The sequence below is a fragment of the Streptomyces spiralis genome (assembly GCF_014654675.1).
GTDB lineage: Bacteria > Actinomycetota > Actinomycetes > Streptomycetales > Streptomycetaceae > Streptomyces > Streptomyces spiralis.
In genome coordinates, this window is sequence record NZ_BNBC01000081.1 from 1 (window position 1) to 25,221 (window position 25,221).

Annotated in this window: 24 protein-coding genes; 14 read left to right on the forward strand and 10 right to left on the reverse strand. The window is 71.5% G+C overall.

All coding sequences use genetic code 11. The features are described from left to right. From IE318_RS42315 to IE318_RS42335, 5 genes are all read left to right on the forward strand, one after another. On the forward strand, positions 1–609 hold a 609-nt coding region (locus IE318_RS42315), incomplete at its 5' end, for a flavodoxin-dependent (E)-4-hydroxy-3-methylbut-2-enyl-diphosphate synthase (protein ID WP_189908171.1). Between the two features lie 30 nt (positions 610–639). Beyond that, positions 640–2,640 (forward strand): 1-deoxy-D-xylulose-5-phosphate synthase, encoded by a 2,001-nt coding sequence (dxs, locus tag IE318_RS42320; RefSeq protein ID WP_189908172.1) that lies wholly within the window; start codon positions 640–642, stop codon positions 2,638–2,640. Next, positions 2,637–4,019, forward strand: coding sequence for an aspartate aminotransferase family protein (locus tag IE318_RS42325; protein ID WP_189908173.1), 1,383 nt, complete (start codon positions 2,637–2,639; stop codon positions 4,017–4,019). Before dxs ends, IE318_RS42325 begins: the two co-directional genes overlap by 4 nt. Positions 4,020–4,102: 83 nt before the next feature. After that, positions 4,103–4,726 (forward strand): helix-turn-helix domain-containing protein, encoded by a 624-nt coding sequence (locus IE318_RS42330; protein ID WP_189908174.1) that lies wholly within the window; start codon positions 4,103–4,105, stop codon positions 4,724–4,726. Next, the gene (locus tag IE318_RS42335) at positions 4,723–4,842 is read left to right on the forward strand and encodes a DUF6126 family protein (RefSeq protein ID WP_037870214.1); all 120 of its coding nucleotides are present in this window, start codon (positions 4,723–4,725) and stop codon (positions 4,840–4,842) included. Before IE318_RS42330 ends, IE318_RS42335 begins: the two co-directional genes overlap by 4 nt. A 42-nt stretch (positions 4,843–4,884) precedes the next feature. On the opposite strand, the gene IE318_RS42340 is transcribed toward IE318_RS42335, so the two are convergent. After that, complete coding sequence (locus IE318_RS42340; RefSeq protein ID WP_189908175.1) at positions 4,885–5,682, reverse strand: tyrosine-protein phosphatase; 798 nt, start codon at positions 5,680–5,682, stop codon at positions 4,885–4,887. 244 nt (positions 5,683–5,926) lie between these two features. On the opposite strand from IE318_RS42340, the gene IE318_RS42345 reads away from it, so the two are divergent. Then, positions 5,927–6,712 carry an SGNH/GDSL hydrolase family protein gene (locus IE318_RS42345; RefSeq protein ID WP_030184753.1) on the forward strand — a complete coding sequence of 262 codons (786 nt, stop codon included), beginning with the start codon at positions 5,927–5,929 and terminating at the stop codon, positions 6,710–6,712. A gap of 112 nt (positions 6,713–6,824) precedes the next feature. On the opposite strand, the gene IE318_RS42350 is transcribed toward IE318_RS42345, so the two are convergent. Further along, a complete protein-coding gene (locus IE318_RS42350) occupies positions 6,825–7,448 on the reverse strand; it encodes a TetR/AcrR family transcriptional regulator (protein ID WP_189908176.1) in 624 nt (207 codons plus the stop codon). A 152-nt stretch (positions 7,449–7,600) separates the two neighbouring features. Here IE318_RS42350 and IE318_RS42355 point away from each other — a divergent pair, with 152 nt between their 5' ends. Beyond that, positions 7,601–8,785 carry an MBL fold metallo-hydrolase gene (locus tag IE318_RS42355; protein ID WP_189908177.1) on the forward strand — a complete coding sequence of 395 codons (1,185 nt, stop codon included), beginning with the start codon at positions 7,601–7,603 and terminating at the stop codon, positions 8,783–8,785. 24 nt (positions 8,786–8,809) lie between these two features. On the opposite strand, the gene IE318_RS42360 is transcribed toward IE318_RS42355, so the two are convergent. The 4 genes from IE318_RS42360 to IE318_RS42375 all read right to left on the reverse strand — a co-directional run bounded on the left by IE318_RS42360 (position 8,810) and on the right by IE318_RS42375 (position 12,817). Beyond that, the gene (locus tag IE318_RS42360; protein ID WP_189908178.1) at positions 8,810–10,030 is read right to left on the reverse strand and encodes a metallophosphoesterase; all 1,221 of its coding nucleotides are present in this window, start codon (positions 10,028–10,030) and stop codon (positions 8,810–8,812) included. A 121-nt stretch (positions 10,031–10,151) separates the two neighbouring features. Continuing rightward, positions 10,152–10,940: an SAM-dependent methyltransferase gene (locus IE318_RS42365; protein ID WP_189908179.1), complete on the reverse strand. Its 789-nt coding sequence runs from the start codon at positions 10,938–10,940 to the stop codon at positions 10,152–10,154. A gap of 172 nt (positions 10,941–11,112) precedes the next feature. Continuing rightward, positions 11,113–11,805 carry a maleylpyruvate isomerase family mycothiol-dependent enzyme gene (locus IE318_RS42370; protein ID WP_189908180.1) on the reverse strand — a complete coding sequence of 231 codons (693 nt, stop codon included), beginning with the start codon at positions 11,803–11,805 and terminating at the stop codon, positions 11,113–11,115. A gap of 73 nt (positions 11,806–11,878) precedes the next feature. Further along, entirely contained in the window at positions 11,879–12,817 is a 939-nt protein-coding gene (locus IE318_RS42375) for a GNAT family N-acetyltransferase (protein ID WP_189908181.1), read from the reverse strand. A gap of 112 nt (positions 12,818–12,929) precedes the next feature. Between IE318_RS42375 and IE318_RS42380 the strand changes: the two genes are divergently transcribed. Beyond that, positions 12,930–13,649, forward strand: coding sequence for a leucine-rich repeat domain-containing protein (locus IE318_RS42380; protein WP_229904145.1), 720 nt, complete (start codon positions 12,930–12,932; stop codon positions 13,647–13,649). Between the two features lie 78 nt (positions 13,650–13,727). On the opposite strand, the gene IE318_RS42385 is transcribed toward IE318_RS42380, so the two are convergent. Continuing rightward, positions 13,728–14,525 (reverse strand): SMI1/KNR4 family protein, encoded by a 798-nt coding sequence (locus IE318_RS42385; protein ID WP_189908183.1) that lies wholly within the window; start codon positions 14,523–14,525, stop codon positions 13,728–13,730. Between the two features lie 186 nt (positions 14,526–14,711). Between IE318_RS42385 and IE318_RS42390 the strand changes: the two genes are divergently transcribed. The 3 genes from IE318_RS42390 to IE318_RS42400 all read left to right on the forward strand — a co-directional run bounded on the left by IE318_RS42390 (position 14,712) and on the right by IE318_RS42400 (position 17,791). Then, positions 14,712–15,347, forward strand: a complete 636-nt coding sequence (locus IE318_RS42390) for a polysaccharide deacetylase family protein (RefSeq protein WP_189908184.1) — start codon at positions 14,712–14,714, stop codon at positions 15,345–15,347. Positions 15,348–15,442: 95 nt separating this feature from the next. Continuing rightward, on the forward strand, positions 15,443–16,768 hold the full coding sequence (locus tag IE318_RS42395) for an SGNH/GDSL hydrolase family protein (protein ID WP_229904146.1): 1,326 nt from the start codon (positions 15,443–15,445) through the stop codon (positions 16,766–16,768). A gap of 75 nt (positions 16,769–16,843) precedes the next feature. Further along, positions 16,844–17,791, forward strand: coding sequence for an alpha/beta hydrolase (locus tag IE318_RS42400; RefSeq protein ID WP_189908185.1), 948 nt, complete (start codon positions 16,844–16,846; stop codon positions 17,789–17,791). Positions 17,792–17,794: 3 nt separating this feature from the next. Here the strand turns inward: IE318_RS42400 and IE318_RS42405 are convergent, their stop codons facing one another. Then, positions 17,795–18,937, reverse strand: a complete 1,143-nt coding sequence (locus IE318_RS42405) for a PucR family transcriptional regulator (RefSeq protein WP_189908186.1) — start codon at positions 18,935–18,937, stop codon at positions 17,795–17,797. A gap of 162 nt (positions 18,938–19,099) precedes the next feature. Between IE318_RS42405 and IE318_RS42410 the strand changes: the two genes are divergently transcribed. From IE318_RS42410 to IE318_RS42420, 3 genes are all read left to right on the forward strand, one after another. Beyond that, on the forward strand, positions 19,100–19,618 hold the full coding sequence (locus IE318_RS42410) for an SRPBCC family protein (RefSeq protein ID WP_189908187.1): 519 nt from the start codon (positions 19,100–19,102) through the stop codon (positions 19,616–19,618). 36 nt (positions 19,619–19,654) lie between these two features. Further along, positions 19,655–21,967, forward strand: coding sequence for an FdhF/YdeP family oxidoreductase (locus tag IE318_RS42415; RefSeq protein WP_189908188.1), 2,313 nt, complete (start codon positions 19,655–19,657; stop codon positions 21,965–21,967). Positions 21,968–22,031: 64 nt separating this feature from the next. Next, positions 22,032–23,255, forward strand: a complete 1,224-nt coding sequence (locus IE318_RS42420) for a PucR family transcriptional regulator (protein ID WP_189908189.1) — start codon at positions 22,032–22,034, stop codon at positions 23,253–23,255. 28 nt (positions 23,256–23,283) lie between these two features. Here the strand turns inward: IE318_RS42420 and IE318_RS42425 are convergent, their stop codons facing one another. Then, positions 23,284–24,099: a family 1 encapsulin nanocompartment shell protein gene (locus IE318_RS42425; RefSeq protein WP_189908190.1), complete on the reverse strand. Its 816-nt coding sequence runs from the start codon at positions 24,097–24,099 to the stop codon at positions 23,284–23,286. Positions 24,100–24,103: 4 nt separating this feature from the next. Beyond that, positions 24,104–25,087 (reverse strand): Dyp-type peroxidase, encoded by a 984-nt coding sequence (locus tag IE318_RS42430; RefSeq protein WP_189908191.1) that lies wholly within the window; start codon positions 25,085–25,087, stop codon positions 24,104–24,106. Between the last annotated feature and the right edge of the window lie 134 nt (positions 25,088–25,221).

A 25,221-nucleotide genomic window follows, 5' to 3' on the forward strand; every position in this document is an offset into this window, starting at 1 on the left:
TCCGTCAAGCACAACGACCCGGTCGTGATGATCGAGGCGTACCGGCAGCTGGCCGCCCAGTGCGACTATCCGCTGCACCTGGGTGTCACGGAGGCCGGTCCGGCCTTCCAGGGCACCATCAAGTCGGCCGTCGCCTTCGGCGCGCTGCTCTCGCAGGGCATCGGCGACACGATCCGGGTGTCGCTGAGTGCTCCGCCGGCCGAGGAGGTCAAGGTCGGCATCCAGATCCTGGAGTCGCTGGGGCTGCGTCAGCGCCGTCTGGAGATCGTGTCGTGTCCGTCCTGCGGGCGGGCGCAGGTGGACGTCTACAAGCTCGCCGAGGAGGTCACCGCCGGTCTCACGGGCATGGAGGTGCCGCTGCGGGTCGCCGTCATGGGCTGTGTCGTCAACGGTCCCGGCGAGGCCCGTGAGGCCGACCTCGGGGTGGCCTCCGGCAACGGCAAGGGGCAGATCTTCGTGAAGGGCGAGGTCATCAAGACCGTCCCGGAGTCGAAGATCGTGGAGACCCTGATCGAGGAGGCGATGAAGATCGCCGAGGAGATGGAGCGGAACGAAGTCGCGCCTGGCGCCCCCACCGTCACGGGGACACCGACAGTGACAGTGAGTTGATACACGGCACGGACCGAGAGGGGGCCCAGCGTGACCATTCTGGAGAGCATCCGGGGACCACGCGACCTGAAGGCGCTGTCCGAGGCGGAAATCGGGGAACTGTCCGACGAGATACGTGACTTCCTGGTGCACGCGGTCGCCAGGACCGGCGGTCACCTCGGGCCCAATCTGGGGGTGGTGGAACTCGCCATCGCACTGCACCGGGTCTTCGAGTCACCGGTGGACCGGATCCTGTGGGACACCGGTCACCAGAGTTATGTGCACAAGTTGCTGACAGGACGTCAGGACTTCTCCAAGCTGCGCGGAAAGGGGGGCCTGTCCGGCTATCCCTCGCGCGAGGAGTCCGAGCACGACATCATCGAGAACAGCCACGCCTCCACCGCGCTGGGCTGGGCCGACGGGCTCGCCAAGGCGCGTCAGGTGCAGGGGGAGAAGGGCCATGTCGTCGCCGTGATCGGGGACGGCGCGCTGACCGGCGGAATGGCCTGGGAGGCGCTCAACAACATCGCGGCCGCCCGGGACCGGCCGCTGATCATCGTCGTCAACGACAACGAGCGGTCGTACGCGCCGACCATCGGCGGCCTCGCCAACCACCTGGCCACACTGCGCACCACCGACGGCTACGAGAAGGTCCTGGCCTGGGGGAAGGACATGCTCCAGCGCACCCCCGTCGTCGGCAACACGATCTACGAGTCCCTGCACGGCGCCAAGAAGGGCTTCAAGGACGCCTTCGCGCCGCAGGGCATGTTCGAGGACCTGGGTCTGAAGTACGTCGGCCCGATCGACGGACATGACGTGCGGGCCGTCGAGTCGGCGCTGCGCCGCGCGAAACGCTTCCACGGGCCGGTCCTCGTGCACTGCCTCACCGAGAAGGGGCGCGGCTACGAACCCGCCCTGGCCGATGAGGAGGACCACTTCCACACCGTGGGGGTGATGGATCCGCTCACCTGCGAGCCACTCGTCCCGTCCAGCGGCCCGTCCTGGACCTCCGTGTTCGGCGACGAGATCGCGAGGATCGGCGAGGAGCGCGACGATGTGGTGGCGATCACCGCCGCCATGCTGCACCCGGTGGGTCTGGGCAAGTTCGCCGAGCGCTTCCCGGACCGGGTGTGGGACGTCGGCATCGCCGAGCAGCACGCCGCCGTCTCCGCCGCCGGCCTGGCCACCGGCGGCCTCCACCCGGTCGTCGCCGTCTACGCCACCTTCCTCAACCGCGCCTTCGACCAGCTGCTCATGGACGTGGCGCTGCACCGCTGCGGGGTCACCTTCGTCCTGGACCGGGCCGGCGTGACCGGTGTCGACGGGCCCTCCCACAACGGCATGTGGGACATGTCCGTGCTCCAGGTCGTGCCGGGCCTGAGGATCGCCGCGCCGCGCGACGCCGACCAGCTGCGCGCCCAGCTGCGCGAGGCCGTGGCCGTGGACGACGCGCCGACGCTGGTGCGCTTCCCGAAGGAGACGGCCGGCCCCGACATCCCGGCCGTGGACCGCGTGGGCGGCATGGACGTACTGCACCGCGCGGAGCGGCCAGAGGTGCTGCTGGTGGCCGTCGGCGTGATGGCACCGGTGTGCCTCCAGGCCGCCGAGCTGCTTCAGGCGCGCGGCGTCGGCTGCACGGTCGTCGACCCGCGCTGGGTCAAGCCGGTGGACCCGGCGCTGCCGGGGCTGGCCGCCGAGCACCGGCTGGTGGCCGTCGTGGAGGACAACAGCCGGGCGGCCGGGGTCGGCTCCGCGGTCGCCCTGGCGCTGGGCGACGCCGAAGTGGACGTACCGGTGCGGCGGTTCGGCATCCCCGAGCAGTTCCTGGCGCACGCCAAACGCGCGGAGGTGCTGGCCGACATCGGTCTCACGCCCGTCGAGATCGCCGGACGCATCAGCGCGAGCCTCGCCGTCAGGGACGCGGCCGAGGTCGAGCAGGGCGGTACGCTCCCGGCCCAGCAGTCCGGTACGGCCCCGACGCAGCAAGCCGGTACGGTCCCGGCCCAGCAGACCGCCCCGGCCGTCACGGCAGTCAAGGAGAAGACTGAATGACCACGGAGTTCGACCTCGGCTCCCTGCTGGCCGAGCGCGGCGCCGAGCGCTACGAGCTGCACGCCAAGCACCTCAACCACCAACTGCCGCGCATGCTGCACACCATCGGCTTCGACAAGGTCTACGAGCGGGCCGAGGGCGCCCACTTCTGGGACGCCGACGGCAACGACTACCTGGACATGCTCGCCGGGTTCGGGGTGATGGGCCTGGGCCGGCACCACCCGGTCGTCCGCAAGGCGCTGCACGACGTCCTGGACGCCTCCCTCGCCGACCTGACCCGCTTCGACTGCCAGCCGCTGCCCGGGCTCCTGGCGGAGCGGCTGCTGACCCACAGCCCGCACCTGGACCGGGTGTTCTTCGGCAACAGCGGCACGGAGGCGGTGGAGACCGCGCTGAAGTTCGCCCGTCGCGCCACGGGCCGGCCGCGGATCCTGTACTGCGAGCACTCCTTCCACGGCCTGACCACCGGCTCCCTGTCGGTGAACGGCGAGGAGGGCTTCCGGGAGGGCTTCGCCCCGCTGCTGCCCGACACCGCCGTCCCGCTCGGCGACCTCGACGCGCTCGCCCGGGAGCTGAAGAAGGGCGACGTGGCCGCCCTGATCGTCGAGCCGATCCAGGGCAAGGGTGTGCACGAGGCCCCGCCCGGCTATCTGCGCGCCGCGCAGGAGCTGCTGCACAAGCACAAGGCGCTGCTCATCGCCGACGAGGTGCAGACCGGCCTCGGCCGCACCGGCGACTTCTACGCCTACCAGCACGAGGACGGCGTCGAGCCGGACCTGGTGTGCGTGGCCAAGGCGCTCTCCGGCGGATACGTGCCGGTCAGCGCGACCCTGGGCAAGGACTGGATCTTCAAGAAGGTCTACTCCTCGATCGACCGGGTGCTGATCCACTCGGCCAGCTTCGGGTCCAACGCCCAGGCCATGGCGGCGGGGCTCGCGGTGCTGTCGGTGATGGAGAACGAGCAGATCGTGGCCAACGCACGGGCCACCGGCGAGCTGCTGAAGTCCCGGCTGGCGGCGCTGGTCGACCGCTACGAACTGCTCGCCGACGTCCGCGGCCGGGGCCTGATGATCGGCATCGAGTTCGGCCGGCCGAAGTCGCTGAAGCTTCGTGGCCGGTGGACGATGCTCCAGGCGGCCCGCAAGGGCCTGTTCGCACAGATGGTGGTCGTGCCGCTGCTCCAGCGGCACCGGATCCTCACCCAGGTCTCCGGGGACCACCTGGAGGTGATCAAGCTGATCCCGCCGCTGGTCATCGGGGAGGCGGAGGTCGACCGGTTCGTGGACGCCTTCACCACCGTGATGGACGACGCGCACGGCGGCGGACTGATGTGGGACTTCGGAAAGACGCTGGTCAAGCAGGCGGTGGCCAACCGGTAGCCCCACGTCACGGAGCTTCGGCCACTTTTTGCCTCACAGGCAAAAAATTTGCCGCACAGGCAAAGCTCGGGCTGAATGGACGTATGAGCTCCCCCGAGTCCGAAGCCTCGGCGGGGCCGGCCGCGAGCCTGCCCGCCGTGGCACCCCAGCTGCGTGCGCTGCGCCGCCGCGCCTCCCTCACCCTGGAGGCCGCGGCCCGCGCCGCCGGGTTGTCGCCCGCCCATCTCTCCCGTCTGGAGACCGGGCAGCGCCAGCCCTCGCTGCCGATGCTGCTCGCCCTGGCCCGTATCTACGGTACGACGGTCTCCGAGCTGCTCGGCGAGACCGCGGCCGAACGGGACGCGATCGTGCGTGCCACGGACATGGAACCCACCCGGGCCGGCGGCTGGACGTACTGGCAGGCCGGCTCCCCGGGGCGCGGTATGCAGGCCCTGCGGGTCCGCGTACCCCACGGTGCCCAGGGCGACATCGTGCGCGTACACCCGGGCGAGGAGTGGCTGTACGTGCTGCGGGGCCGGCTGCGGCTGCGCCTCGGCGACACCGCGCACCTGCTGGTGCCCGGCGACAGCGCCCACTTCGACTCGCTCACCCCGCACCGCATCGCCGCCGAGGACCCGGACGGGCTCGAGCTCCTCTTCGTCCACACCCTGCTGCAGAGTCCCACGGCCACGCTGTGCCTGGGCCCCCACACCGGAGACACGCCATGAGCAACATAGAGGACAAGTTCCCGCGGGGCCTGTGGGTCCGGCTCATCATCTACATCGCCGTGGGCCACCTGCTGGCGGCCTTCATCTGGCTGCTGTTCGAGATCGGCGCCAAGTAGCCGCCGGTCGGCGGGACGCGGCGGCCCAGCGGCAGCGGTGGCTCAGTCCAGCAGCCGCGCCCGCAGCCGCTCCCGGGTCTCGGGGGTGAGCCGCAGCCCCCGCTCCAGGTAGGCGTCGACGCCGCCCCAGGTCTCCTCCACGGTCTCCATGGCCGCCGTGAGGTACTCGGCGCGAGCGTCGAAGAGGGGGCTGAGCAGCTCCATGACCTCGGGGGAGTACGCCGAGGCCGAGGTGCTGCTGCGGTGCACCTTGTAGCGGCGGTGCTTGGCGTTGGACTCCAGGTAGTCCGCCACGATCGCCTCGCGCTCCACGCCCAGGGCGAGCAGGGTCACGGCGATCGACAGACCGGCGCGGTCCTTGCCGGCGGCGCAGTGCATGAGGGCGGGCACGCTGTCCTCGGCGAGGGCGTGCAGCACCCGGGAGTGCTCGCCGGTGCGCTCCTTGATGATCGTGCGGTACGAGGCGACCATCCGGGCCGCGCCCTTGCCGTCCGCGAGGATCCCCCGCAGCTGGTCGAGGTCGCCGTCGCGGACCATCTTCCAGAACTCGGCGCCGTCCGCCGGATCGCTCAAGGGCAGGTTCACGTTGCGCACGCCGGGCAGCTCGACGTCCGGTCCCTCGAGCTTCTTGTCGGCCGCGTTGCGGAAGTCGAAGATCGTGTGCAGGCCCAGGGAGGCGAGGAAGGCCGCGTCCTTCTCGGTCGCGTGAGCCAGGTGGCCGCTGCGGAACAGCACCCCGTGCCGCACCCTGCGTCCGTCCACGGTCGGCAGCCCGCCCACATCACGGAAGTTGCGCACACCGGCCAGCTCCGGCTCGGTCGACGGGACCTGCTGCGTCACGGGGACTCCTCCCTCTGGGCCCCGCCTGCACGGTTCGCGGCGGGCACGGCTTCGACCATACGACATGGGTTCCTGGGGCAACGAGGTGTCCCATGGTGACCCCGTCGGGTATTCCCGGCCGGGCGGCGAAAGTGGAGTGGCTTATCTCACCGCCCGTCAACCCTTGCCTACGGTCGCGTAGGTCACATTCCACGGTGAATGATGGGCCGACGTGGCAGACGATTCGAAGAGTGACAGCAGATCAGTGATCGGGTCGTACGTGGCGGTGGGGGACAGCTTCACCGAGGGCGTCGGCGACCCCGGCCCCGACGGGGCGTTCGTCGGCTGGGCCGACCGGTTCGCCGTCCTCCTCGCCGACCGGCGGCCCGAGGGCGACTTCCAGTACACCAATCTCGCCGTGCGCGGAAAGCTGCTCGACCAGATCGTGGCGGACCAGGTCCCGCGGGCCGTCGAACTCGCCCCCGACCTGGTCTCGTTCTGCGCCGGCGGCAACGACATCATCCGTCCCGGCACCGACCCGGACGACGTGGCCGAGCGCTTCGAGAAGGCGGTCGCCAAGCTCGCCTCGGTCGCCGGCACCGTCATGGTCACCACCGGCTTCGACACCCGTGGCGTGCCCGTGCTCAAGCATCTGCGCGGCAAGATCGCCACCTACAACGGCCATGTACGGGCCGTCGCCGACCGCTACGGCTGCCCCGTGCTCGACCTGTGGTCGCTGCGGGCCGTGCAGGACCGCCGCGCCTGGGACGACGACCGGCTGCACCTCTCGCCCGAGGGGCACACGCGCGTGGCCCTGCGCGCCGGCCAGCTCCTCGGCCTGGACGTCCCCGCCGACCCGGAGCAGCCCTGGCCGCCGCTCCCGCCCCGCGGCACCCTGGAGATCCGCCGCGACGACGTGCACTGGGCGCGGGAGTACCTCGTCCCGTGGATCGGCCGCCGCCTGCGCGGACAGTCCTCGGGAGACCATGTCAGGGCGAAGGGCACGCTGTCCCCGGACGACATCAGGACACGGATCGCGCCGGTGGCCTGACGGACAGGGCCGCAGGCGGAGGTGGCAGGGCGGGCCGGTACACCGGGACCCCGCCCTGCCATGCAGGACCGCGCCGGCCGTGCCGTCACCGCACGGCGGTGTCGGCCTACCGTCACCGCGGGTCGGCCCCGGTCAACGCCTCCCGCTCCAGCCCGAGTTCACGGGCGAGCGCCTCGTCCACCCACTCCCGGGCCCTGGCCCGGGAGACAGTGCCGCCGTAGGACGTCAGCTGTACGGCGAGCCCGTCGAGCAGGGCCGTCAGACGCAGGGCCGTGGCGTCCGGGTCCGGGCACCGGAACTCGCCGGCCGCCACCCCGTCCGCGACGACGGCGGCGATGGCCGCCTTCCACTGCCGGTCGAGATGGCGTGCGACGTCCCGCAGGGCGGGCTCGCGCAGCGCGGCCGCCCAGCCCTCGATCCACAGCCGCCATCCCTTGGCCGTGCCGGTGGGCGCGTACCAGCGCACGGCGGCCCGCAGTCGGCGCAGCGCCGTCGTACGCCGGCCGAGCAGCTCGCGCAGCCGGGCGAGGTCGTCCTCGGCCGCGTGCGCGAACGCGGCGGCGACCAGCTTCTCCTTCGTCGAGAAGTGGTAGAGGACCAGAGCGTTGCTCACCCCCAGCACCGAGGCCACGTCGGAGATCCGTACCGCCGCCACGCCGCGCGCCTCGATCTGCCCGATGGCGGCCCGCAGCAGCTCCTCGCGCCGCTCGGCCACACTCAACCGCACTCTCGCCACGCGGTCACCCTAATGGCTCCTGCCCCAGAGGCAATGCGAGCGCGGAAACGGGCCTCACCCGGCCGCCCGCGACGATCCGGCGCACGCGCCGTCCGGGCTGTCGGAGGGGCCGTCCATAATGGAAGGCCTCACCGACTCCACCGGGAGGTACCGTGGCCGGCATCCGTTCCCTGAGCTCCGGGCTGCGTGCGCTGCGGCCCCCGGCCTTCGGCGCGGACCCCGACGGAGAGCGCATGGCGCGCATCCGCCGGTCCCCCCACTTCAAGGACGGCGTCTTCCAGAACCCCGGGGGCGCCGCGCGGATCCGGCCCTCCGGCTCGATGCTGGACTTCGCCAAGCTCTACTTCGACAAGGAGGAGCGCCCGCACCGCTCCCCGCGGGGCACCGTGCCGGTGCACCCGACCACGTTCGCCGACCTGGCCCGCCCCGCGGCGACCGGTTTGCGCCTGACCTGGCTCGGGCACTCCAGCGTGCTCGCGGAGATCGACGGACACCGGGTGCTCTTCGACCCGGTGTGGGGCGAGCGCTGCTCCCCGTTCCCCTTCGCCGGCCCCCGCCGGCTGCACCCGGTTCCCCTGCCGCTGGCGGCCCTCGGCCCGGTCGACGTGGTCGTCGTCTCGCACGACCACTACGACCACCTGGACATGCCCACCATCAAGGAACTGGCCGGCACCGACACCGTCTTCGCCGTGCCGCTCGGCGTCGGCGCCCATCTCGAACACTGGGGTGTGTCCGCGGACCGACTGCGCGAACTGGACTGGCACGAGTCGACCAAGGTCGGCGGCCTCACACTGACCGCGACCCCGGCCCGCCACTTCTGCGGCCGCGGCCTGCGCAACACCCAGCACACACTGTGGGCGTCCTGGGTCGTCGCGGGCGAGGAGCACCGCGTCTACCACAGCGGCGACACCGGCTACTTCGACGGCTTCCAGCACATCGGCGCCGACCACGGCCCCTTCGACGCCACGATGATCCAGCTGGGCGCCTACTCCGAATTCTGGCCCGACATCCACATGACCCCCGAGGAGGCCCTGCGCGCCCACCTCGACCTCCAGGGCGGCGAGCCGCACGGCGTGCTCCTCCCCATCCACTGGGCCACCTTCAACCTCGCCCCGCATCCCTGGGCCGAGCCGGGGGAGTGGACGCTGGCCGCAGCCGGCGCGGTCGGACAGGCGGTCGCCGTCCCTGTTCCAGGCCAGCCCTTCGAGCCTGCTGGAGTCCTTCCTACGCGCCCGTGGTGGCGGGATGTGTCCTCTCCGCTGAACCGCAAGTGGCCTGTTCCGCAGAGCATGCCGGTTGCGTCGCCCGAAGACCTCGATCTTGTGGGCGAGGGATGAGCGGATGCGCCGGCTCTCCCCGTGCTACGGGGCGGTGGGCTGCTGTGGGGAGCGGAGGACGAGCAGGGTGATCTCGCTGGGGGCGAAGACGCGGAAGGGAGGGCCCCAGAAGCCGGTGCCGCGGCTGGTGTAGAGGAGGGTGCGGGCGCCGTGGCGGCTGAGGCCGGCGACGGCGGGCTGGTCGATGCGGACCAGGTGGTGGAAGGGCCAGATCTGGCCGCCGTGGGTGTGGCCGGAAAGCTGGAGGTCGATACCGGCGGCCGCCGCCCGGTCCACGAACTTGGGCTGGTGCGCCAGGAGCAGGACGGGCAGGTCGGGGTCGGCGCCGTCCAGGGCGCCGGCGAGGTGGGCGCCGTGACCGGCCAGGCCGGAAGACCGGGCGGTGACGTCGTCCACGCCGGCGACCACGAGGGTGTCGCCTCCGCGTTCGAGGAGCAGATGGCGGTTGCGCAGCGGCTCCCAGCCCAGCTCGTCCATCAGGTCGACCCAGCCCTGGGCCTCGCTGTAGTACTCGTGGTTGCCGGTGACGTAGACACGGGCCCGGGTGGCCCGGACGGTGCCGAGTGGGGCGGCCTGGGCGCGGCGGCGTTCGGCAGTGCCGTCCGCGATGTCGCCGGTGTGGCAGACCAGGTCGGCTTCCAGGGTGTTCACCGTTTCGCACACCCGAGTCGACCAGCGAGCGCGGTCGAGGGGGCCGTAGTGGGTGTCGGTGATGAGGACGACGCGGGTGCCGTCCAAGCCAGCACCCAGTCGCGGGAGTTGGACGTCGAGGCGGCGCACGCGTGGCACGCGGCGGGCCTCGGCGTACCCCCAGGCGAGCAGTACGGCGGTTAGGCCGAGGACGGCCCAAGTGACGATGCGGGCCCGGCCCTGACTGTCCTCGACGCCGGCCACGGTCAGGGCGAGCCGCAAGAGGACGCCGAGCAGAACGGACCAGGTGAACAGGACCCAGCTGGTGCCCAGCAGGGTGTCACCGATGATCGCCGCCCGGTCCTGCTGACGCCGACCGTGGCCGCGCACCATCGCGAGCGGCATACCGATCAGACCGAGGGTGAACAGGGCGGTGCCGACCAGCGTGACGGGCAGCGGCCAGTGCTGGCCGGCGTACAGCAGCACCCAACAGGGCACGGCCCACAGCAGGAGCGGGGCGATCAGAGGGATGAAGCGCATCAGGCGCTGCAGCCGGCTCCGCCGCGTCTCCCGAGCTTCGCTGTCGACGGGTCGGGTGTTGCTGGTGTCGGTCACGCTTCCCCTCCTTGACCAGGCTGCCGTCGCGCGCACTGTATCCGGTCGCCCTGGGACCGGCCGGCCACGGACGGATGTGCGTCCATGGTCCGGCCATGCCAAGTCGGGCGCGAGGAGATCGTTACGGTACGCGGGCGACGCCGACGTAGAAGCCGCTCGGCTCCTGGGCGGGAGCCGGTGAATCCTTGTACCACTTGGTCGCTGTGACCAGCCCCGGAGCCACCAGTTCCAGGCCCTCGAAGAACGGCTCGATCTCGGCCCGCGTACGCATGCGCAGGGGGATCTCGCCCTTGCGGTACGTCGTGGTCACCGACTTGACGAGGTGCGGGTGCTCATCGGCGGTGCCGTGGGAGAACACGAAGTAACTGCCCGAGGGCAGCGCGTCGATAAGCGTCCGCGTAAGAACGTAGGGGTTTTCGTCGTCGGTGATGAAGTGCATCAGTGCGATCATCGACAGTGCGATGGGCCGGTTGAAGTCCAGGAACGTACGAGCGTGGTCGAGGATGGTGCCCGGCTTTCGTACGTCGGCCTCGATGTAGTCGGTGCTTCCCTCGGGGCTGCTGACGAGCAGGGCCTCCGCGTGCCGCAGCACGATGGGGTCGTTGTCGGCGTAGGCGATCCGTGCCGACGGTACTATGCCCTGCACGATCTGATGCAGGTTCGGCTCGGTCGGGATGCCCGTACCGATGTCGAGGAACTGGTCGATGCCGTTGCCGGCCAGCCAGGCTGCCGCGCGGTGCATGAACGCCCTGTTGCGCATGGCGTTGAGACGCGCTTCAGGCGGCAGCTTCGCCGCCACCTCCTCATCGACCGGATAGTTGTCCTTGCCGCCCAGCAGCCAGTCGTAGACGCGTGCCGGGTGGGGCCTGCTCGTGTCGATACGACTTCCGGCGGAGGGGTCTGCCGTCATGCATGGCTCCAGCGTGCACTAGATCGCTGACCGACTCACCGAGGTCGCTCCGAGCGCCGTGGTGAGGTAGTGGAGGGCGTCGCCATTGTGCCATTGACCTGGCTGACGCGCAGAGTTGTCGATCGGCGACCGCCGAAGTGCACCCTGCGGGGGTCTGTCTCCTGGACCATGATCAGGGGGTCAAGGGGCCCTTCAGGATCCGTCGGCCCGCTTGCTCGTCACCGTGCCAGGCGAACCCTCCGCCGTCGAGGGGCATCCGCCCCCACAGCAGGAGCAGCAAGGATTCGGCCCGCGCGGTCAGCACGGCTACCGGCGTGCCGGGGCCGTAGGTCCACGATGCGCCGGTGTCGGTGGCCTCCAGGCGCAGGGCGGCCTGGGGCGGCTGTGTGCGGCCGCGGGCGATCTGCCTCGGTGCCATCGTGTCGAAGACCTCGGCCACCCCCTCGCCCGCCAGCACGGCGTCGAGCGGTTGTGAGATGCCCAAGGCGCGTTCGGCGTCCCAGCGATGGACGAGCGCCTCCATACAGCGGCGGCGTTGCCAGAAGCCGACGGTGTGCGGCGGGTGGAACGTCCAGGCGGGTGTGGACGGATCGGTGTCGAGTGCGGCATACAGGGCCTGCGACGCTTCGCCGAACCACCGTATGAGGGCGGCTCGCTCGCGCGGAGCCGCCGCGGGTTCGTAGTCGCCGTGCCCCTCGGTGACGGCGGCGGTCGCCCAGAGGTTCGAGCCGCCCAGATGTTCCGTCAGGTCAAGCAGTGTCCAGTCGCCGCAGTGCTCGACGGGAGCGGCCAGGTCGCCGTCCAGGCAGTCCCGGAATGCGTCCAGTTCGCGGCGCATGTGGCGGAGCAGGGAGGACGGTTCCATTCGGCGAGGCTATCCGACGCGGGGGGCGGGCCTCGTCGGGCGGCGCCGAGACCCGCCGTGCCGCCGTTGTGGGTCAGGTCCACGTCATGTTGATCTCACGGCCGAAGACGATGTAACCGGCGCGCTCGAAGGCGTGTGCCATCGGGACGTTGCCCAGGTCCGTGGAAGCACGGACACGAGGGATGTTCTGACGGGCGAGCACGCGGGTTCCTTCGGCGAGGATGTCGTCGACGTACCGCTTGCCGCGATGCTCGGGGAGCACGGCGATGTAGGCGATGATCGCGTTGTAGCCGTTGTGCGCAGGGATGACGAAGCCCACCGGTTCCGCGTCGGGCAGCATGGCTATGCGCCACCACTCCTTGGGGCTGGGGTAGCGCGCGAGTTCGTCCTCGTAGTGTCTCGTTGCCACGGCGTCGGCGGACATCCGGGTGAGGCTGTGGCGACTGTGTGCGTCCAGCGTCCCGTCCAAGGCCCGGGTCATGAGGGCCGCCATTTCGGGATGGTTGTGAGGTGGCCGGAAGGTCAGGCGTCCGCTCGGTTCGGGAATCGGCGTTCCCGGGCGCCATTCCAGGCGCAGCCGCTCGACGAACAGCCTGGCTCCGGTGCGCTCGAGGATCGCCATACGGTCCTCGACGATGCGTCTGGAAGTGGTGCCGTCACGCCAGTCGGGTGGGATGAGACGGCTGTATTCAGGCGGAGGTGAGCCGTTCGGGAGGGTGGCCGCCATGGCGGTCCGCAGAAGCCGGACGCCGATGTCGGTCCGATCGGGCGCCGGCAGACTGTCGTCGACGTCCAGGACGTCAAGGACGACCGGGGTGGCGTCGCCTTGCCGGCCCCACCAGGCCGCCCTGGCGAGCAGCCGATCGCCGAGCACGGCCACCCACATCCATTCCGGCCGTCGGCGGCCTTGGACGAGGTCGTCTGCCAGTTCCTCGTCGAGGACGTACGGAAGCCGGGTGAAGAGACTGAGTTCTTCGCGGCCGGTGATCGGACGTATCGACAGAGAGGGCATGGGCTTCACGGCCTGGTCCCTGTCCACTCGGGGTCGTTCGGAGTCATACGCTTCCAGACTCGCACAACTGATGGCCTGCATACGCGACGACTGCTTCGGAAGGAACCACACTGTGACGCACACACTGAACCTGTGGCGCCGGCGGCTGGGCGATGTACCCGCGTCGGTCTGGGAACGCACCGAGCTCGAAGTACTGATCCTCGCGGACAACGATCTGACGCGTCTCCCGCCGGAGATCGGAGGGCTACGACGGCTGACCACACTGGATCTCGGCCACAACCGGCTCACCTCGCTGCCCGGCGAACTCGGGCGCCTCACCGGCCTCAGCGGCTTCCTCTACCTGCACGACAACGACCTGACCGAGATCCCCGACACCCTGGGAGACCTCACCCGGCTGCGCTACCTCAACGTCGGTGAGAACCGCCTCACCGTCCTGCCCGCGGCCCTCGGCCGGATGACCCGGCTGATCGAACTCAGGGCGCAGCACAACCGCCTGACGACACTGCCCGATTCGATCGGCTCCCTCGGCGATCTGAGAGAGCTCTGGCTCCGGGGCAACACAATCACCGCCCTGCCGTCGTCGACAGCCTCGCTCCACGCGCTGCGCCACCTGGACCTGCGGGAGAACGCCCTCGCCGAACTCCCGGAGGCGATCGCCGGCCTGCCCCTGCTGCGGCACGTCGACGTACGGAGCAATCGCCTCACACGGTTGCCGGACTGGATCGCCGACATGCCCGCACTGGAGAAACTGGATCTGCGCTGGAACGCCTGTGCTCCTTCCCCGGCACTCCTGGCTCAGCTGGAGCGGCGCGGCTGCGTCGTCCTGCTGTGAGGCATGCGAAGGCGGGACCTGCAGCAAGCTGACGGTTGTCATCGACAGCCGCTGTACCTGGGGGATCGGCCACGGGGATCAGTCGCTTTCCCGGTAGTTCATGAACCAGTGGGTGTCGAACCAGCGGGCCATCGTGAACGGGTGGTGCGGGTCGGTGAGGGCGTGGCAGACGAACTGCGCGGTCCGGCAGTCGAAGGGGATGTCGTTGTTGTCGAAGGACCGGACCACGACGGGCCAGCGGTCGGGGTCGTCGCCGTCCGTCCTCCAGCAGTACAGGTCCTCGTGCTCCGTGCCCGCCCAGATGAGCAGACCGTCGTCCCTGAGATTCGTCCACGGCTCCTGGTTCAGGTCCAGGTATCCGTCGAAGGCGCCCGCGCCGAACGTCTCGACCATGCGCTTGTAGTCGCTGGGCAGCGCGGTGCCCAGCCGGGATTCCATCTCCGCCCAGTCCACGTCCGGCCGCTGGGCGGGCTGTGTCCAGCCGGTGATCCGTATGAGCCGCTCCATCCAGTCGACGTCCTCCTCCGGAACGACCGCCAAGGGTTCGGGCAGCTCTCTGTGAGCGACCACCAGCACCGGCCGCTCGATCCCCTCCGCGTCCCGCGCCGTACCGGTGCCGACCCACTGGTCCCCGTACGCCCACGCCCGTATCGTCACGGCCCGGTCCGCGAAGGGGGCGAGGAGCGCCGCGCCCCTGGACTCGTCGACCGTCGGATCGGTGAAGCCGTCGAGGACGAGGGTGCGCGGGACGCCGTACCGGTCGGCGATCAGGTCGGTGAGATCATGCGGGTTGAGGTCCTTGGACAGGTACATGTAGCCGTCGCCCGGGCCGAGTTCGGCCAGCAGGTCGTCGACCGTCATTTGAGTGAGCTCCATGGCGGACAGTGAAGCGCACCGCACTGACAACGGAGGTGCCGCTCCCGTCTCGCGACGGTGCCGTACGCGCAAGGGTCGGACGCGGGCGGCCCGATGCCCGACGCCCGTCTGATGACCCGTCCCGGCGGCCCATGGCACCGTTCCCTTGCTCCGGTACCGCATCGACGGCAGCCATGAGGGGAATCCGTGACCACCACCACTGCCGGCCGCCCGAGCGGGCACTCACTCGCGGTCGTCGACTCCACCGCGCACGGGGGGCGGAGCGTGGCGCTCACGTTCGACGACGGGCCCGACCCGCACGGCACCCCACGGCTCCTGGAGGTGCTGCGCAGGCATCACGTCCGGGCCGTGTTCTGCCTGTGGGGCGACCATGTGCGGGAACACCCCGAGGTGGTGCGGGAGATCGTGCGCGACGGCCATGAGCTGGGCAACCACTCCCTGCATCACGACGACATGTCCGCCTGGACGCCGGAGCGGATCCGCGCGGACCTCCGGCAGACCAGTGCGCTGATCCAGCGGGCGGCGCCCGGCGCTCCCGTCCGCTGGTTCCGTGCCCCGTACGGCAGTTGGGGGAGGAGCCCGGAGGTCGCCGCCGGGCTCGGCATGCGGCCGCTCGGCTGGCGGCTCGCCGTCGGTGACTGGGAACCGCCGGGCACCGACGAACTGGTGCGCCGCCTGCGGGAGGGCACCACGCCGGGCGCCGTGGTGCTGCTGCACGACGGGGGCGGCGACCGCCGCCAGACCGTCGAGGCCGTCGACCGGATCATCCCCGAGTTCCGTGCCGCGGGCTGGCGCTTCGACGGGCCCGCCCGCCGCGCCTGACCACGTCCCCCGGACCGCGTCCCCCGGACGGTGTCCCCCGGACCGCGTCCCCTGACCGTGTTCCCGTCCTCCTACTTCACCCGCAGGAGCCCTCTGTGAGACACCTCGTCACCGCCCGCCGCCGCCTCACGGCGCTGCTCACCGCCGCGCTCGTGGTGGCCGCCGCACCGACGGCCGCCGGCCTCGCGAAGGACGGCCACGGCACGGCCCACCACCCGGCCCACCCTCAGGCGGCACGCACCTGGACCGGTACCTGGGCCACGGCGCCCACCACCACCCCGCCCAAGGTCGTCACCGTCTTCGAGAAGCAGACGATCCGCCAGACCGTGCACCTCAGCGTGGGCGGCAGCAGCGTCCGGCTGCGGCTCAGCAACGAGTTCGGCACCCAGCCGCTGGTGATCGGCGGCATCCGGGTCGCCCGTCCGGCCGGTGACGGCGGCCGCCGGATCGACCCGCGCACCGACCGGGCGGTGACCTTCGGCGGCCGCACCTCGGTGACCGTCCCGGCCGGCAGTCCCATGGTCAGCGACCCCGTGGCGCTGCCGCTGCCGGCCGGCTCCGACCTGGTGGTGAGCCTGTACCTGCCGCAGCGCACCCCCGGCTCGACCCTGCACGCCTTCTCGTTCCAGCACAACTTCACCGCCTCCGGCGATGTCACCGGCCAGGCCGACATCACGCCCACGGCCACCCAGGACGCCTGGTACTTCCTCAGCGGAGTGAGCGTCTCCGGGACCGCGCCGCACGCGGCCTCCGTGGTCGCCCTCGGCGACTCCGTCACCGACGGCGCCAACACCACCCCCAACGCCGACCACCGCTGGCCCGACCTGCTGGCCGCCCGCTTCCGAGCCGACCACGACCTGTCCGGCCTGGGCGTCCTCAACGAGGGCATCAGCGGCAACCGGCTGCTGCACGACCCCAACCCCCCGGCCGGCTCGGACGCCGAGTCGTACGCGGCGTACTTCGGCCAGGCGGCGGTCCGGCGCTTCGACCGGGATGTGGCCTCCCAGGCGGGCGCCCGCCATGTGATCGTGCTGCTGGGCGTCAACGACCTGGGCCATCCGGGCACCAGCGCCCCGCTGTCCGAGAAGGTCACCCCCGCGGAGGTCGAGGAGGGCTACCGCCAGCTGATCGCCCGTGCCCATGACCGCGGCCTGAAGATCTACGGGGCCACCATCACCCCGTTCCGGGACGACACCTTCGGCTTCTACAGCGCCGAGCACGAGGCCCAGCGGCAGGAGATCAACCGCTGGATCCGCACATCCGGCGCCTTCGACGCCGTGATCGACTTCGACCGGGCGCTGCGCGACCCGCAGCAGCCGGACCGGCTGGCCGCCCGCTACGACAGCGGCGACCACCTGCACCCGAACGACGCCGGCACGGCCGCCATGGCGGCCGCGATCCCGCTGCGGCTGTTCCGCTGACGGGAGGACGGGAGAGCGCCCGACATCGGCCGTACGCCGGGCACTCCGACCGACGTACCACCAGTAAGGAGAGTCATGCGCCACCGCTACGACCCGGAGCTGGCCGCCGCCCTCGCTCTCGCACCCGAGGTCGACATCTCCGACCTGGCCGCGGCCCGGGCCGCGCAGGCGGCGGAGCTGGCCGGGGTCGCGGAGCGGGCGGACAGCGGCGGCGTGGACGTGGCCGACCTGCCGGTGCCCGGTCCGCCGGGCGCTCCCGAGGTCACCCTGCGGACCTACCGTCCGCAGGGTGCCACCGGACCGCTGCCCGTCCTGTACGCCCTGCACGGCGGCGGCTTCGTCCTGGGCGCTCCGGAGGTGGACCACGACTCCAACCTGCGGTTCTGCCGCGAGCTTCAGGTACTGGTGGTCTCCGTCGACTACCGGCTGGCCCCGGAGCACCCCTACCCGGCCGCGCTGGAGGACTGCTACGCCGGGCTCCTCGCGGTCGCCGCGGGAGCCGCCGGGGACATCCGGCCGGACCGGATCGCCCTGTGGGGGGACAGCGCGGGGGCCGGGCTGGCCACCGCGCTGGCCATGCTGACCCGCGACCGGGGCGGCCCCGCCGTCTGCTTCCAGTACCTGCACAGCCCGGCCCTCGACGACCGGCTGGCCGCTCGCAGCGCGGTCGAGTTCACCGACACTCCCGTGTGGAACCGGCGCAACGCCGTCCTGAGCTGGGAGGCGTATCTGGGCCCCGGCGTCCCCGGCTCCGAGGGCGTGCCGGCGTACGCCGCCCCCGCCCGGGCGACCGGAGCCGAACTGGCCGGACTGCCGTCGGCCTATGTCGCGGTGATGCAGTACGACCCGCTGCGCGACGAGGGCATCGACTACGCCCGCGCGCTGCTGGCCGCCGGTGTGACCGCCGAGCTGCACCTCTTCCCCGGCACGTTCCACGGCGCGGCGATGGTGCCGCACGCCGGCGTGGTCCAGCGTGCGACCGCCGAGGCGGTCGCCGTCCTGCGCGGAGTGCTGGGCGGCTGAGGATCACCCGGCGGCGGCCAGCCGCCGTGCGTACAGCGCCAGTTGGGCGCGGAAGCGGTCCTGCGGGTCGCGCAGCCGCCAGCCCGTCGCGTCCTCGACGTGGGCGAGGCGGGCCGCCACCGAGCTGTGGTGCAGATGGAGCGCGGCGGCGGCCTGCCGCAGCGAGCCCGTGCGGCAGAACGCGGCCAGCGCGGCCAGGTTGAGCTCGCCGCCCTCCCGGCCCGCCACCTGCTCCAGCGTCCTGACGTCCGGTTGGGCGCGCAGCCGCTCCGGCGGGATGTCGGCCAGCAGCGCGACCGCGCCCAGCGCGTCGTGGTCCGTCACGGCCTCCATCGGGTCGTCCGCCACCGCGAACCGCAGCGCCGCGCGGGCCTGAGCCCAGGAGATGCCCGCCTCCAGCGGTGCCGCCGCCCCGCCGACCCCCATCCGCACCCCGCGCGCCGTCGCCCACGGGCCGCCCGGACCGCTCGGGCCGCCGCCGTCCCCTCGCACCACCTCGAGGAGTTCCGCGGCCGGCGAGGCGGCACCGTCCCGGCGCTGGATGAGTGCCACACCCAGCGGCCCCACGCCCGCCATCCGGACGGTGCCGCGCAGCGCGCTGCGTCCCAGCACGGCGACGGCCCGCACACCCGGGTCGGCGTCGCCGCCCGCCACCGCGACCACCCGCAGCGGCACCTCGGGAGCCAGGCCCAGCAGGCGCAGGGCACGCGCGCGGTCCTGGACCGCCTCCCGTTCGGAGAGCACCAGTTCGACCAGGGCCGGATCGGCCACATGGGGCGCGGCCGACCGCGCGGGTCCGCTGTTCGGCATCCGGGCGGCGACCGCCATCCACTCCAGGACCAGTTCGTCCAACGGGCCCGGACCGCCCGGCCGTTCCAGCCACACCCGGCCGGCCGGTGCCAGCGCCGCCGCTCCGGACACCTCGCCGGGTTCGCCGGGGAGGGCGACCCCGTCCGGGCCGAAGCGCATCGTGCGGCCGTCCGCCAGCTCCAGCCCCGCCGGGCACTCGGCGAGGCCCGCGGTGGACCTGACCAGCGCCGTCGCATCGACGGTGGTGCCCAGCAGCGCCTCGAAGTGAGCGATCACCCGCACCGCGGTGGCCGCGTCCGGATCGAGCGCCGACAGGCGCAGCAGCAACCCCTTCACGGCACGAGTCTAGAGAGGCCCCGAACCCGCCCGGCAGGAGGAACGACGGCAGGAGCCGGCCCGCGGACCGGCCCGCCGGGCCCGCCCGGGCGTCGGCCGTGTGGCGGCCCGGCTGCCGGGCGGTGAGACTGGGAGACAGCGGCGCCTGGAGATGGGTACGTCATGACCACCATCACGGAAACGATCGAGATCGCGGTACCGGTGCGTACCGCGTACGACCAGTGGACGCAGTTCAAGAGCTTTCCCCGGTTCATGACCGTGGTGAAGCGCGTCGAGCAGGTCAAGCCGAACGTCACCACGTGGGTCATCGGTGTGGGACCGGTGCGCCGGGAGTTCCATGCGGAGATCGTCGAGCAGGAGCCCGACTCCCATCTGGCCTGGCGGAGCCTCGAGCGGAGTCCCTCCCACCGCGGCGAGGTGTCGTTCCGGCCCGTCGGCGAGGGGAGTACGTCGGTCAGCGTGCGGCTGGAGGTGGAGCCTCGCGGCGTCGCCGGCGCGCTCACCGTCGCGCCCGGGCTGACCAGGCGTGTCGTACGGGCGGAGCTCGGCCACTTCAGGGAGTACATCGAGGGGCTGGGGGAGGCGGGCGGGGCCTGGCGGGGAATCATCCGCAACGGACACGTGCGGCCCGTGGAACCGGAACCGCCGAGGAGCCGGGTGCCCTGCTGGCCGGTCGGTTGACCTCGGGCGGGAACAGCAAGAGCGAGAGGCGACCCGATGAACAAGCGCCCCGGCGAACAGCCGAAGGACGAGCTGACCGTGACGCCGCCCAAGAAGTGGGCCGCGGGAGTTCCCGCCGTGGTGCACGCCCTGGAGTACTCCCTGGAGCAGACGTCCCCCCTGAAGACCGGGGTGGACCTGCTGACCATGAACCAGGTGGGCGGCATCGACTGCCCCGGCTGCGCCTGGGCGGACCCCGCTCCGGGCCACCGGCACCGCAACGAGTACTGCGAGAACGGCGCCAAGCACATCAACGACGAGGCCACGACGCGCCGCATCACCGCCGACTTCTTCCGTGACCACAGCGTCTCCGAGCTGAGCCGGCAGTCCGACATGTGGTTGAACCATCAAGGACGGCTCACGGAACCGATGGTGAAGTGGCCGGAGTCCGACCACTACGAGCCGATCAGCTGGAACGACGCCTTCCGACTGCTCGCCACCGAGCTGAACTCCCTGGACTCGCCCGACGAGGCGGTCTTCTACACCTCCGGCAGGGCCAGCAACGAGGCCGCGTTCGTCCTGCAGTTGTTCGCCCGTGCCTTCGGCACCAACAACCTGCCCGACTGCTCCAACATGTGCCACGAGTCCAGCGGCTTCGCCCTGTACGAGACGCTGGGCACCGGCAAGGGCACGGTCAGTCTGCACGACCTCCACCACGCCGACCTGATCTTCCTGGTGGGGCAGAACCCCGGCACCAACCACCCGCGGCAGCTGTCCGCGCTGGAACAGGCCAAGCTCAACGGCGCCCGCATCATCGCGGTGAACACCCTGCCCGAGGCCGGCCTGCTCAGGTTCAAGAACCCGCAGAAGGCGCGCGGGGTGATCGGGCGCGGCGTCCAGATCGCCGACCGGTTCCTGCACATCCGCGCAGGCGGCGACCTGGCGCTCTTCCAGGCGCTGAACCGGCTGCTGCTGGAGGCCGAGGACGCCCGGCCCGGGCAGATCCTGGACCACGACTTCATCCGCGCCAACACCAGCGGCTTCGAGGAGTTCGCCGAGCACGTCCGCGCCATCTCCTGGGACGACGTGCTCACCGCGACCGGCCTGAGCCGGACGCAGATCGAGAACGTACGCGACGACGTGCTGCGCAGTGAACGGATCGTCGTCTGCTGGGCCATGGGGGTCACCCAGCACAAGCACGGGGTGCCCACCATCCGGGAGATCGTGAACTTCCTGATGCTGCGCGGAAACCTCGGCAGGGCCGGAACCGGAGCCTGCCCGGTGCGCGGCCACAGCAATGTGCAGGGCGACCGCACCATGGGCGTCTGGGAGCAGATGCCCGACTCCTTCCTGGACGCGCTGCAACAGGAGTTCGGCTTCGACCCGCCGCGCGCCCACGGAGTGGACTCGGTGAACTCGATCAGGGCGATGCGCGAGGGCCGCGTCAAGTTCTTCCTCGCGCTGGCCGGCAACTTCGTCCGGGCCGCACCGGACAGCGAGGTCACCGAGGCAGCCATGCGCAACTGCCGCCTGACCGCCCACATCTCCACCAAGCTCAACCTGTCCCATGCCATCTGCGGCCGGACCGCGCTCATCCTGCCCACCCTCGGCCGCACCGAACGGGACATCCAGGCCGGCGGCGAGCAGTTCGTCACCGTGGAGAACTCGATGAGCGAGGTGCACACCTCGCGCGGGCGGCTGAAGCCGGCCTCCAAGCTCCTGCTCAGCGAGGTCGCCATCCTGTGCCGGCTCGGCCGCCGGACGCTGAACGGCAAACCCGACATCCCCTGGGACCGGTTCGAGGCCGACTACGGGGCGATCCGCGACCGGATCTCCCGGATCGTGCCGGGACTGCACGACTTCAACCGGCGGGTGGCCCGCCCGGGCGGCATCCAGCTACCGAACCCGGTGAACGAGGGCGTGTTCCCCACCGCCGTCGGCAAGGCGCTGTTCACCTGCAACGACTGGGAGATGCCGCACCTGCCCGACGGGCACCTGCTGTTGCAGACGCTGCGCTCCCACGACCAGTGGAACACCATCCCCTACACACCCAACGACCGCTACCGGGGCATCCACGGCAGCCGCCGGGTGGTCCTCGTCAACCCGGCCGACCTGACCGAACTCGGCCTGTCCGAAGGACAGCACGTCGATCTGATCGGCGTGTGGACCGACGGCGCCGATCGCCGTGCCGAGGACTTCGAGGTGGTCCCGTACCCGACCAGCCGGGGGTGTGCCGCCTCGTACTACCCGGAGACCCAGGGCCTGGTACCCCTGGACAGCGTGGCCGACATCAGCAACCAGCCCACGTCCAAGGGCGTCGTCGTCCGCCTGGAACCCACGGCACCGCGGCCGAGCACCTCCCCGGGCTGATCCGTCGCGCCCGGCGCCGGCCTGCCGCCGCGGGTAGCATGGCAGGGCCGGACGGGGAGTGCTCATGGGTGATCGAACCAGTGCGGACGGAGCAGGCCGGGCGCGCGCGGCCGCACTCGCCGAACTGGTCGCCTGGGCCGGACAACAGCTGCCCGGACTGATCGACGACGTGTGCACGGCCGTCTGTGAACGCATCGAGCTGTACCGCGAGGACGACGTCGTGCCCCGCGACGACCTGCACCGCTCGATCGCGCTCAACCTGAGATTCATGATCACCGGCCTGGGCGATCCCGAGGTCACGCCCGACCTGGCCGCCCCCTCCGAGACCGGCCGCCGCCGGGCGCACCAGCGGGCACCGCTGCCCGAGGTGCTGCAGGTCTACCGGATCGGCTGCGCGATGCTCTTCGACGCGCTCATGGCCCACGCCCGCCGCGACGGCACGCCGGCCACCCTGGACGCGCTGCTGGAGGCGGCGAGCACCCTGTGGCGGCTCGCCGACGAGCAGGCGCTGGTGCTCACGGAGGCCTACCGGGCGACGACCGCGGAGCTCATGGCCGTGCAGCAGCGGCGGCGCTCGGCCCTGGTGGAAGCCTTGTTCACCGGCCAGTCGGTGGGTGACGCCGGGCCCTGGGAAGTGGGCAAACTGCTCGGCCTGCCCCTGGACTCCAAGCTGGTCGTGGTGGCCGCGGAGACCTGCGGCCTGGCGGAGGAGAGCCTGATCGGCGTGGAGCGGCTCCTCGCCGAGCGCGGCATCGTGTCGGCGTGGCGGCTCACCTCCACCACGCAGGCCGGCGTCGTGGCGATGCGCGACGAGCAGAGCACCGCCGGGCTGGAGATCCTGCGCGCCGCGGCCACCGCGCGGACCGGCGTGAGCCCCCCGTACGTCTCGCTCACCGAGACACCGCGTGCCCTGCATCTGGCCCGGACGGCTGTCGCCGAGATCCCGGCCGGGAAGGCCGAGGTACGCGTGTTCAGCACCAGCCCGCTGGCCGCGCTCATCGCCCACGACCCCGACGAGGGACGGCGGCTGGCGCAGCAGGTGCTCGGCGCCGTGGTCGACCTGCCGCCGGAGGACCGCGACGCGCTCCTGGACACCCTCGACGCGTTCCTGCACCACGGCGGCTCGGCCGACCGCGCCGCGCGGGTCCTGCACTGCCACCCCAACACCGTCCGCTACCGGCTCAACCGGATCCGCGAGCTGACCGGCCGGTCGCTGAACGAGCCGCTGGCCCTCGCCGAACTGGCCACCGCGGCACAGGCGGTACGCCTCAACGCCGGCCGGTCATGACCGGTGCGCGCCCCGCGCCGGCACGAGCTCAGGACGTGAGTGCCACCACCGCCTCGTCGGTGTACACCAGGAAGGTCAGCGTCTGCCGGAAGTACAGCTCGACCTCGTCGGCGTCGTGCGCGGTGTAGCCGATCGCGAGATCCTCGCCCAGCCGCAGCTCGAAGTCGCCGCCCCGGGTGGAGAGCAGGAAGGCGCCGTCGAGCGCGGGCGCCCAGATCGGCGGCCCGTCCAGCAGCCGGCCGAGGTGTTCGGCGACGGGGTAACCGTGATCGGACGTCTCGCTCACCGCGGTGTAGGCGTCGGCGCCCAGCAGCAGCGCGTACGGTCCGGCCACCCCGGCCAGCCGCAGCGTCGTCAGGGCCCGGCTCACCGCGTCCGGGTAGTCGCGTGGCTCCGTCGGCAGGGCGAGCACCGGGTGGGAGGTACGACCGCGCAGTCCGTCGATGCCCGCTGCCGCGTACCCCTCGAAGACGGCTCTGTCCTCGGCGAACGCCATGGTGCGCGCAGCGTCCTTCACGGGCTGCCAGTCCGAGTCCTGTGCGCCGCGCTCCACGTCGTCCACCGCGGCGCGGCCGACCTTGAAGGGAACGCGCAGTTCGACCAGCGGCCGCACCTGGCGCAGCCGTGCGGTGACGCCCGGCGCGGGAGCGTCGATGCCGGTGAGGTGACCGGTGCCCACCGCCGCCAGCGTGGGGCCGTCGGGTCCCGTCACGTCCACGACACGACGGCCTCCCAGATTGCGCTCGAAGGTGCGGCGGGCCTCGTCCTCGATCTGCGCCCACGCGGCGGAGGTGATCGGGGCGAGATCGCGGTGGAGGTTGTTGCTCTCAGCGGGCGTCGACATGTGATCAGGCTCCTTTGAGGCTGCCGATCCCCAGCGAACCCCCGGCCGCGCTCGTGCTCGCGGGCGGTCCGGGCGGATCGTCGAGGAAGTCCGCGCTCGGCACGTGGAAGAGGCTGCCGGTGACCGCGGTGGAGAAGTCCAGGATCCGGTCGTGGACGTCCGGCCGGTCGCCGAGGAACATGTTGCGCAGCATGTGCTCGGTCACCTCGGGAGTGCGGGCGTAGCCGATGAAGTACGTACCGAACTCCCCGTCCCCGATGCGGCCGAACGGCATGTTGTCCCGCACGATCTTCCGCTCGTCGCCGTTCTCGTCGGTGACCGTGTTGAGGGCCACGTGGGAGTCGGGGGGCTTGACGTCGTCGGGCAGTTCCACGTTGTTCAGCTTGGTCCGGCCGATGACCTTCTCCTGTTCCTCGGTCGGCAGCGCCTTCCAGGCGGTGAGGTCGTGCAGGTACTTCTGGACGATGACGTAGCTGCCGCCGGCGAATTCCGGGTCCTCGTCGCCGACGAACACCGCGTCGTCGGCGAGTTGCCCCTCGGGGTTCTCGGTGCCGTCGACGAAGCCGAGGAGGTCGCGTTCGTCGAAGGACTTGAACCCGTGGACTTCGTCGACCACCGTGACCGCTCCGCGCAGCCGTTCGACGATCAGCTGGGCCAGCTCGAAGCAGAGGTCCATGCGGCGGGCCCGCAGATGGAAGAGGAGATCGCCCGGGGTGGACGGCGCGTGGTGGCGGGCGCCCGTCAGCGGTACGAAGGTGTGCAGCTCGCGCGGGCGCGGCCCGGCGAAGAGCCGGTCCCACGCGGTGGATCCGATGCCGACCACACATGTGAGCCCGGCGTCCGGCGCCCGGAATCCCACCGACCGCCGCAGCCCCGCCAGATCCGGGAGCAGGTCGCGTACGACGGCCTCACCCCCGGACGTGATGGTGCAGACGAGGAACAGGGCGGACTTGGCCGGCGGGGCGATCACGGACTGCGACTCGACCACAGGGCATGCCTCCTGGTTGGCGGGTATGTCACGGGTCAGCGAGCCGCTTCTGCCGTTGCCGTCTCGTCGCTCGGGGCGGGGTGGTGGACGGTGCAGTGGAGGGTGTCCTTGATGACGTCGGCGACGATGGTGTC

Bases quoted from the DNA above. Each gene is read 5' to 3' on its own strand.
- IE318_RS42325 (WP_189908173.1), top strand. From the start codon at position 2,637: ATGACCACGGAGTTCGACCTCGGCTCCCTGCTGGCCGAGCGCGGCGCC.
- IE318_RS42410 (WP_189908187.1), top strand. From the start codon at position 19,100: ATGACCACCATCACGGAAACGATCGAGATCGCGGTACCGGTGCGTACC.
- IE318_RS42365 (WP_189908179.1), bottom strand. From the start codon at position 10,940: ATGACGGCAGACCCCTCCGCCGGAAGTCGTATCGACACGAGCAGGCCC.
- IE318_RS42370 (WP_189908180.1), bottom strand. From the start codon at position 11,805: ATGGAACCGTCCTCCCTGCTCCGCCACATGCGCCGCGAACTGGACGCA.
- IE318_RS42425 (WP_189908190.1), bottom strand. From the start codon at position 24,099: ATGTCGACGCCCGCTGAGAGCAACAACCTCCACCGCGATCTCGCCCCG.
- IE318_RS42375 (WP_189908181.1), bottom strand. From the start codon at position 12,817: ATGCCCTCTCTGTCGATACGTCCGATCACCGGCCGCGAAGAACTCAGT.
- IE318_RS42420 (WP_189908189.1), top strand. From the start codon at position 22,032: ATGGGTGATCGAACCAGTGCGGACGGAGCAGGCCGGGCGCGCGCGGCC.
- IE318_RS42415 (WP_189908188.1), top strand. From the start codon at position 19,655: ATGAACAAGCGCCCCGGCGAACAGCCGAAGGACGAGCTGACCGTGACG.
- IE318_RS42330 (WP_189908174.1), top strand. From the start codon at position 4,103: ATGAGCTCCCCCGAGTCCGAAGCCTCGGCGGGGCCGGCCGCGAGCCTG.
- IE318_RS42400 (WP_189908185.1), top strand. From the start codon at position 16,844: ATGCGCCACCGCTACGACCCGGAGCTGGCCGCCGCCCTCGCTCTCGCA.
- IE318_RS42385 (WP_189908183.1), bottom strand. From the start codon at position 14,525: ATGGAGCTCACTCAAATGACGGTCGACGACCTGCTGGCCGAACTCGGC.
- IE318_RS42335 (WP_037870214.1), top strand. From the start codon at position 4,723: ATGAGCAACATAGAGGACAAGTTCCCGCGGGGCCTGTGGGTCCGGCTC.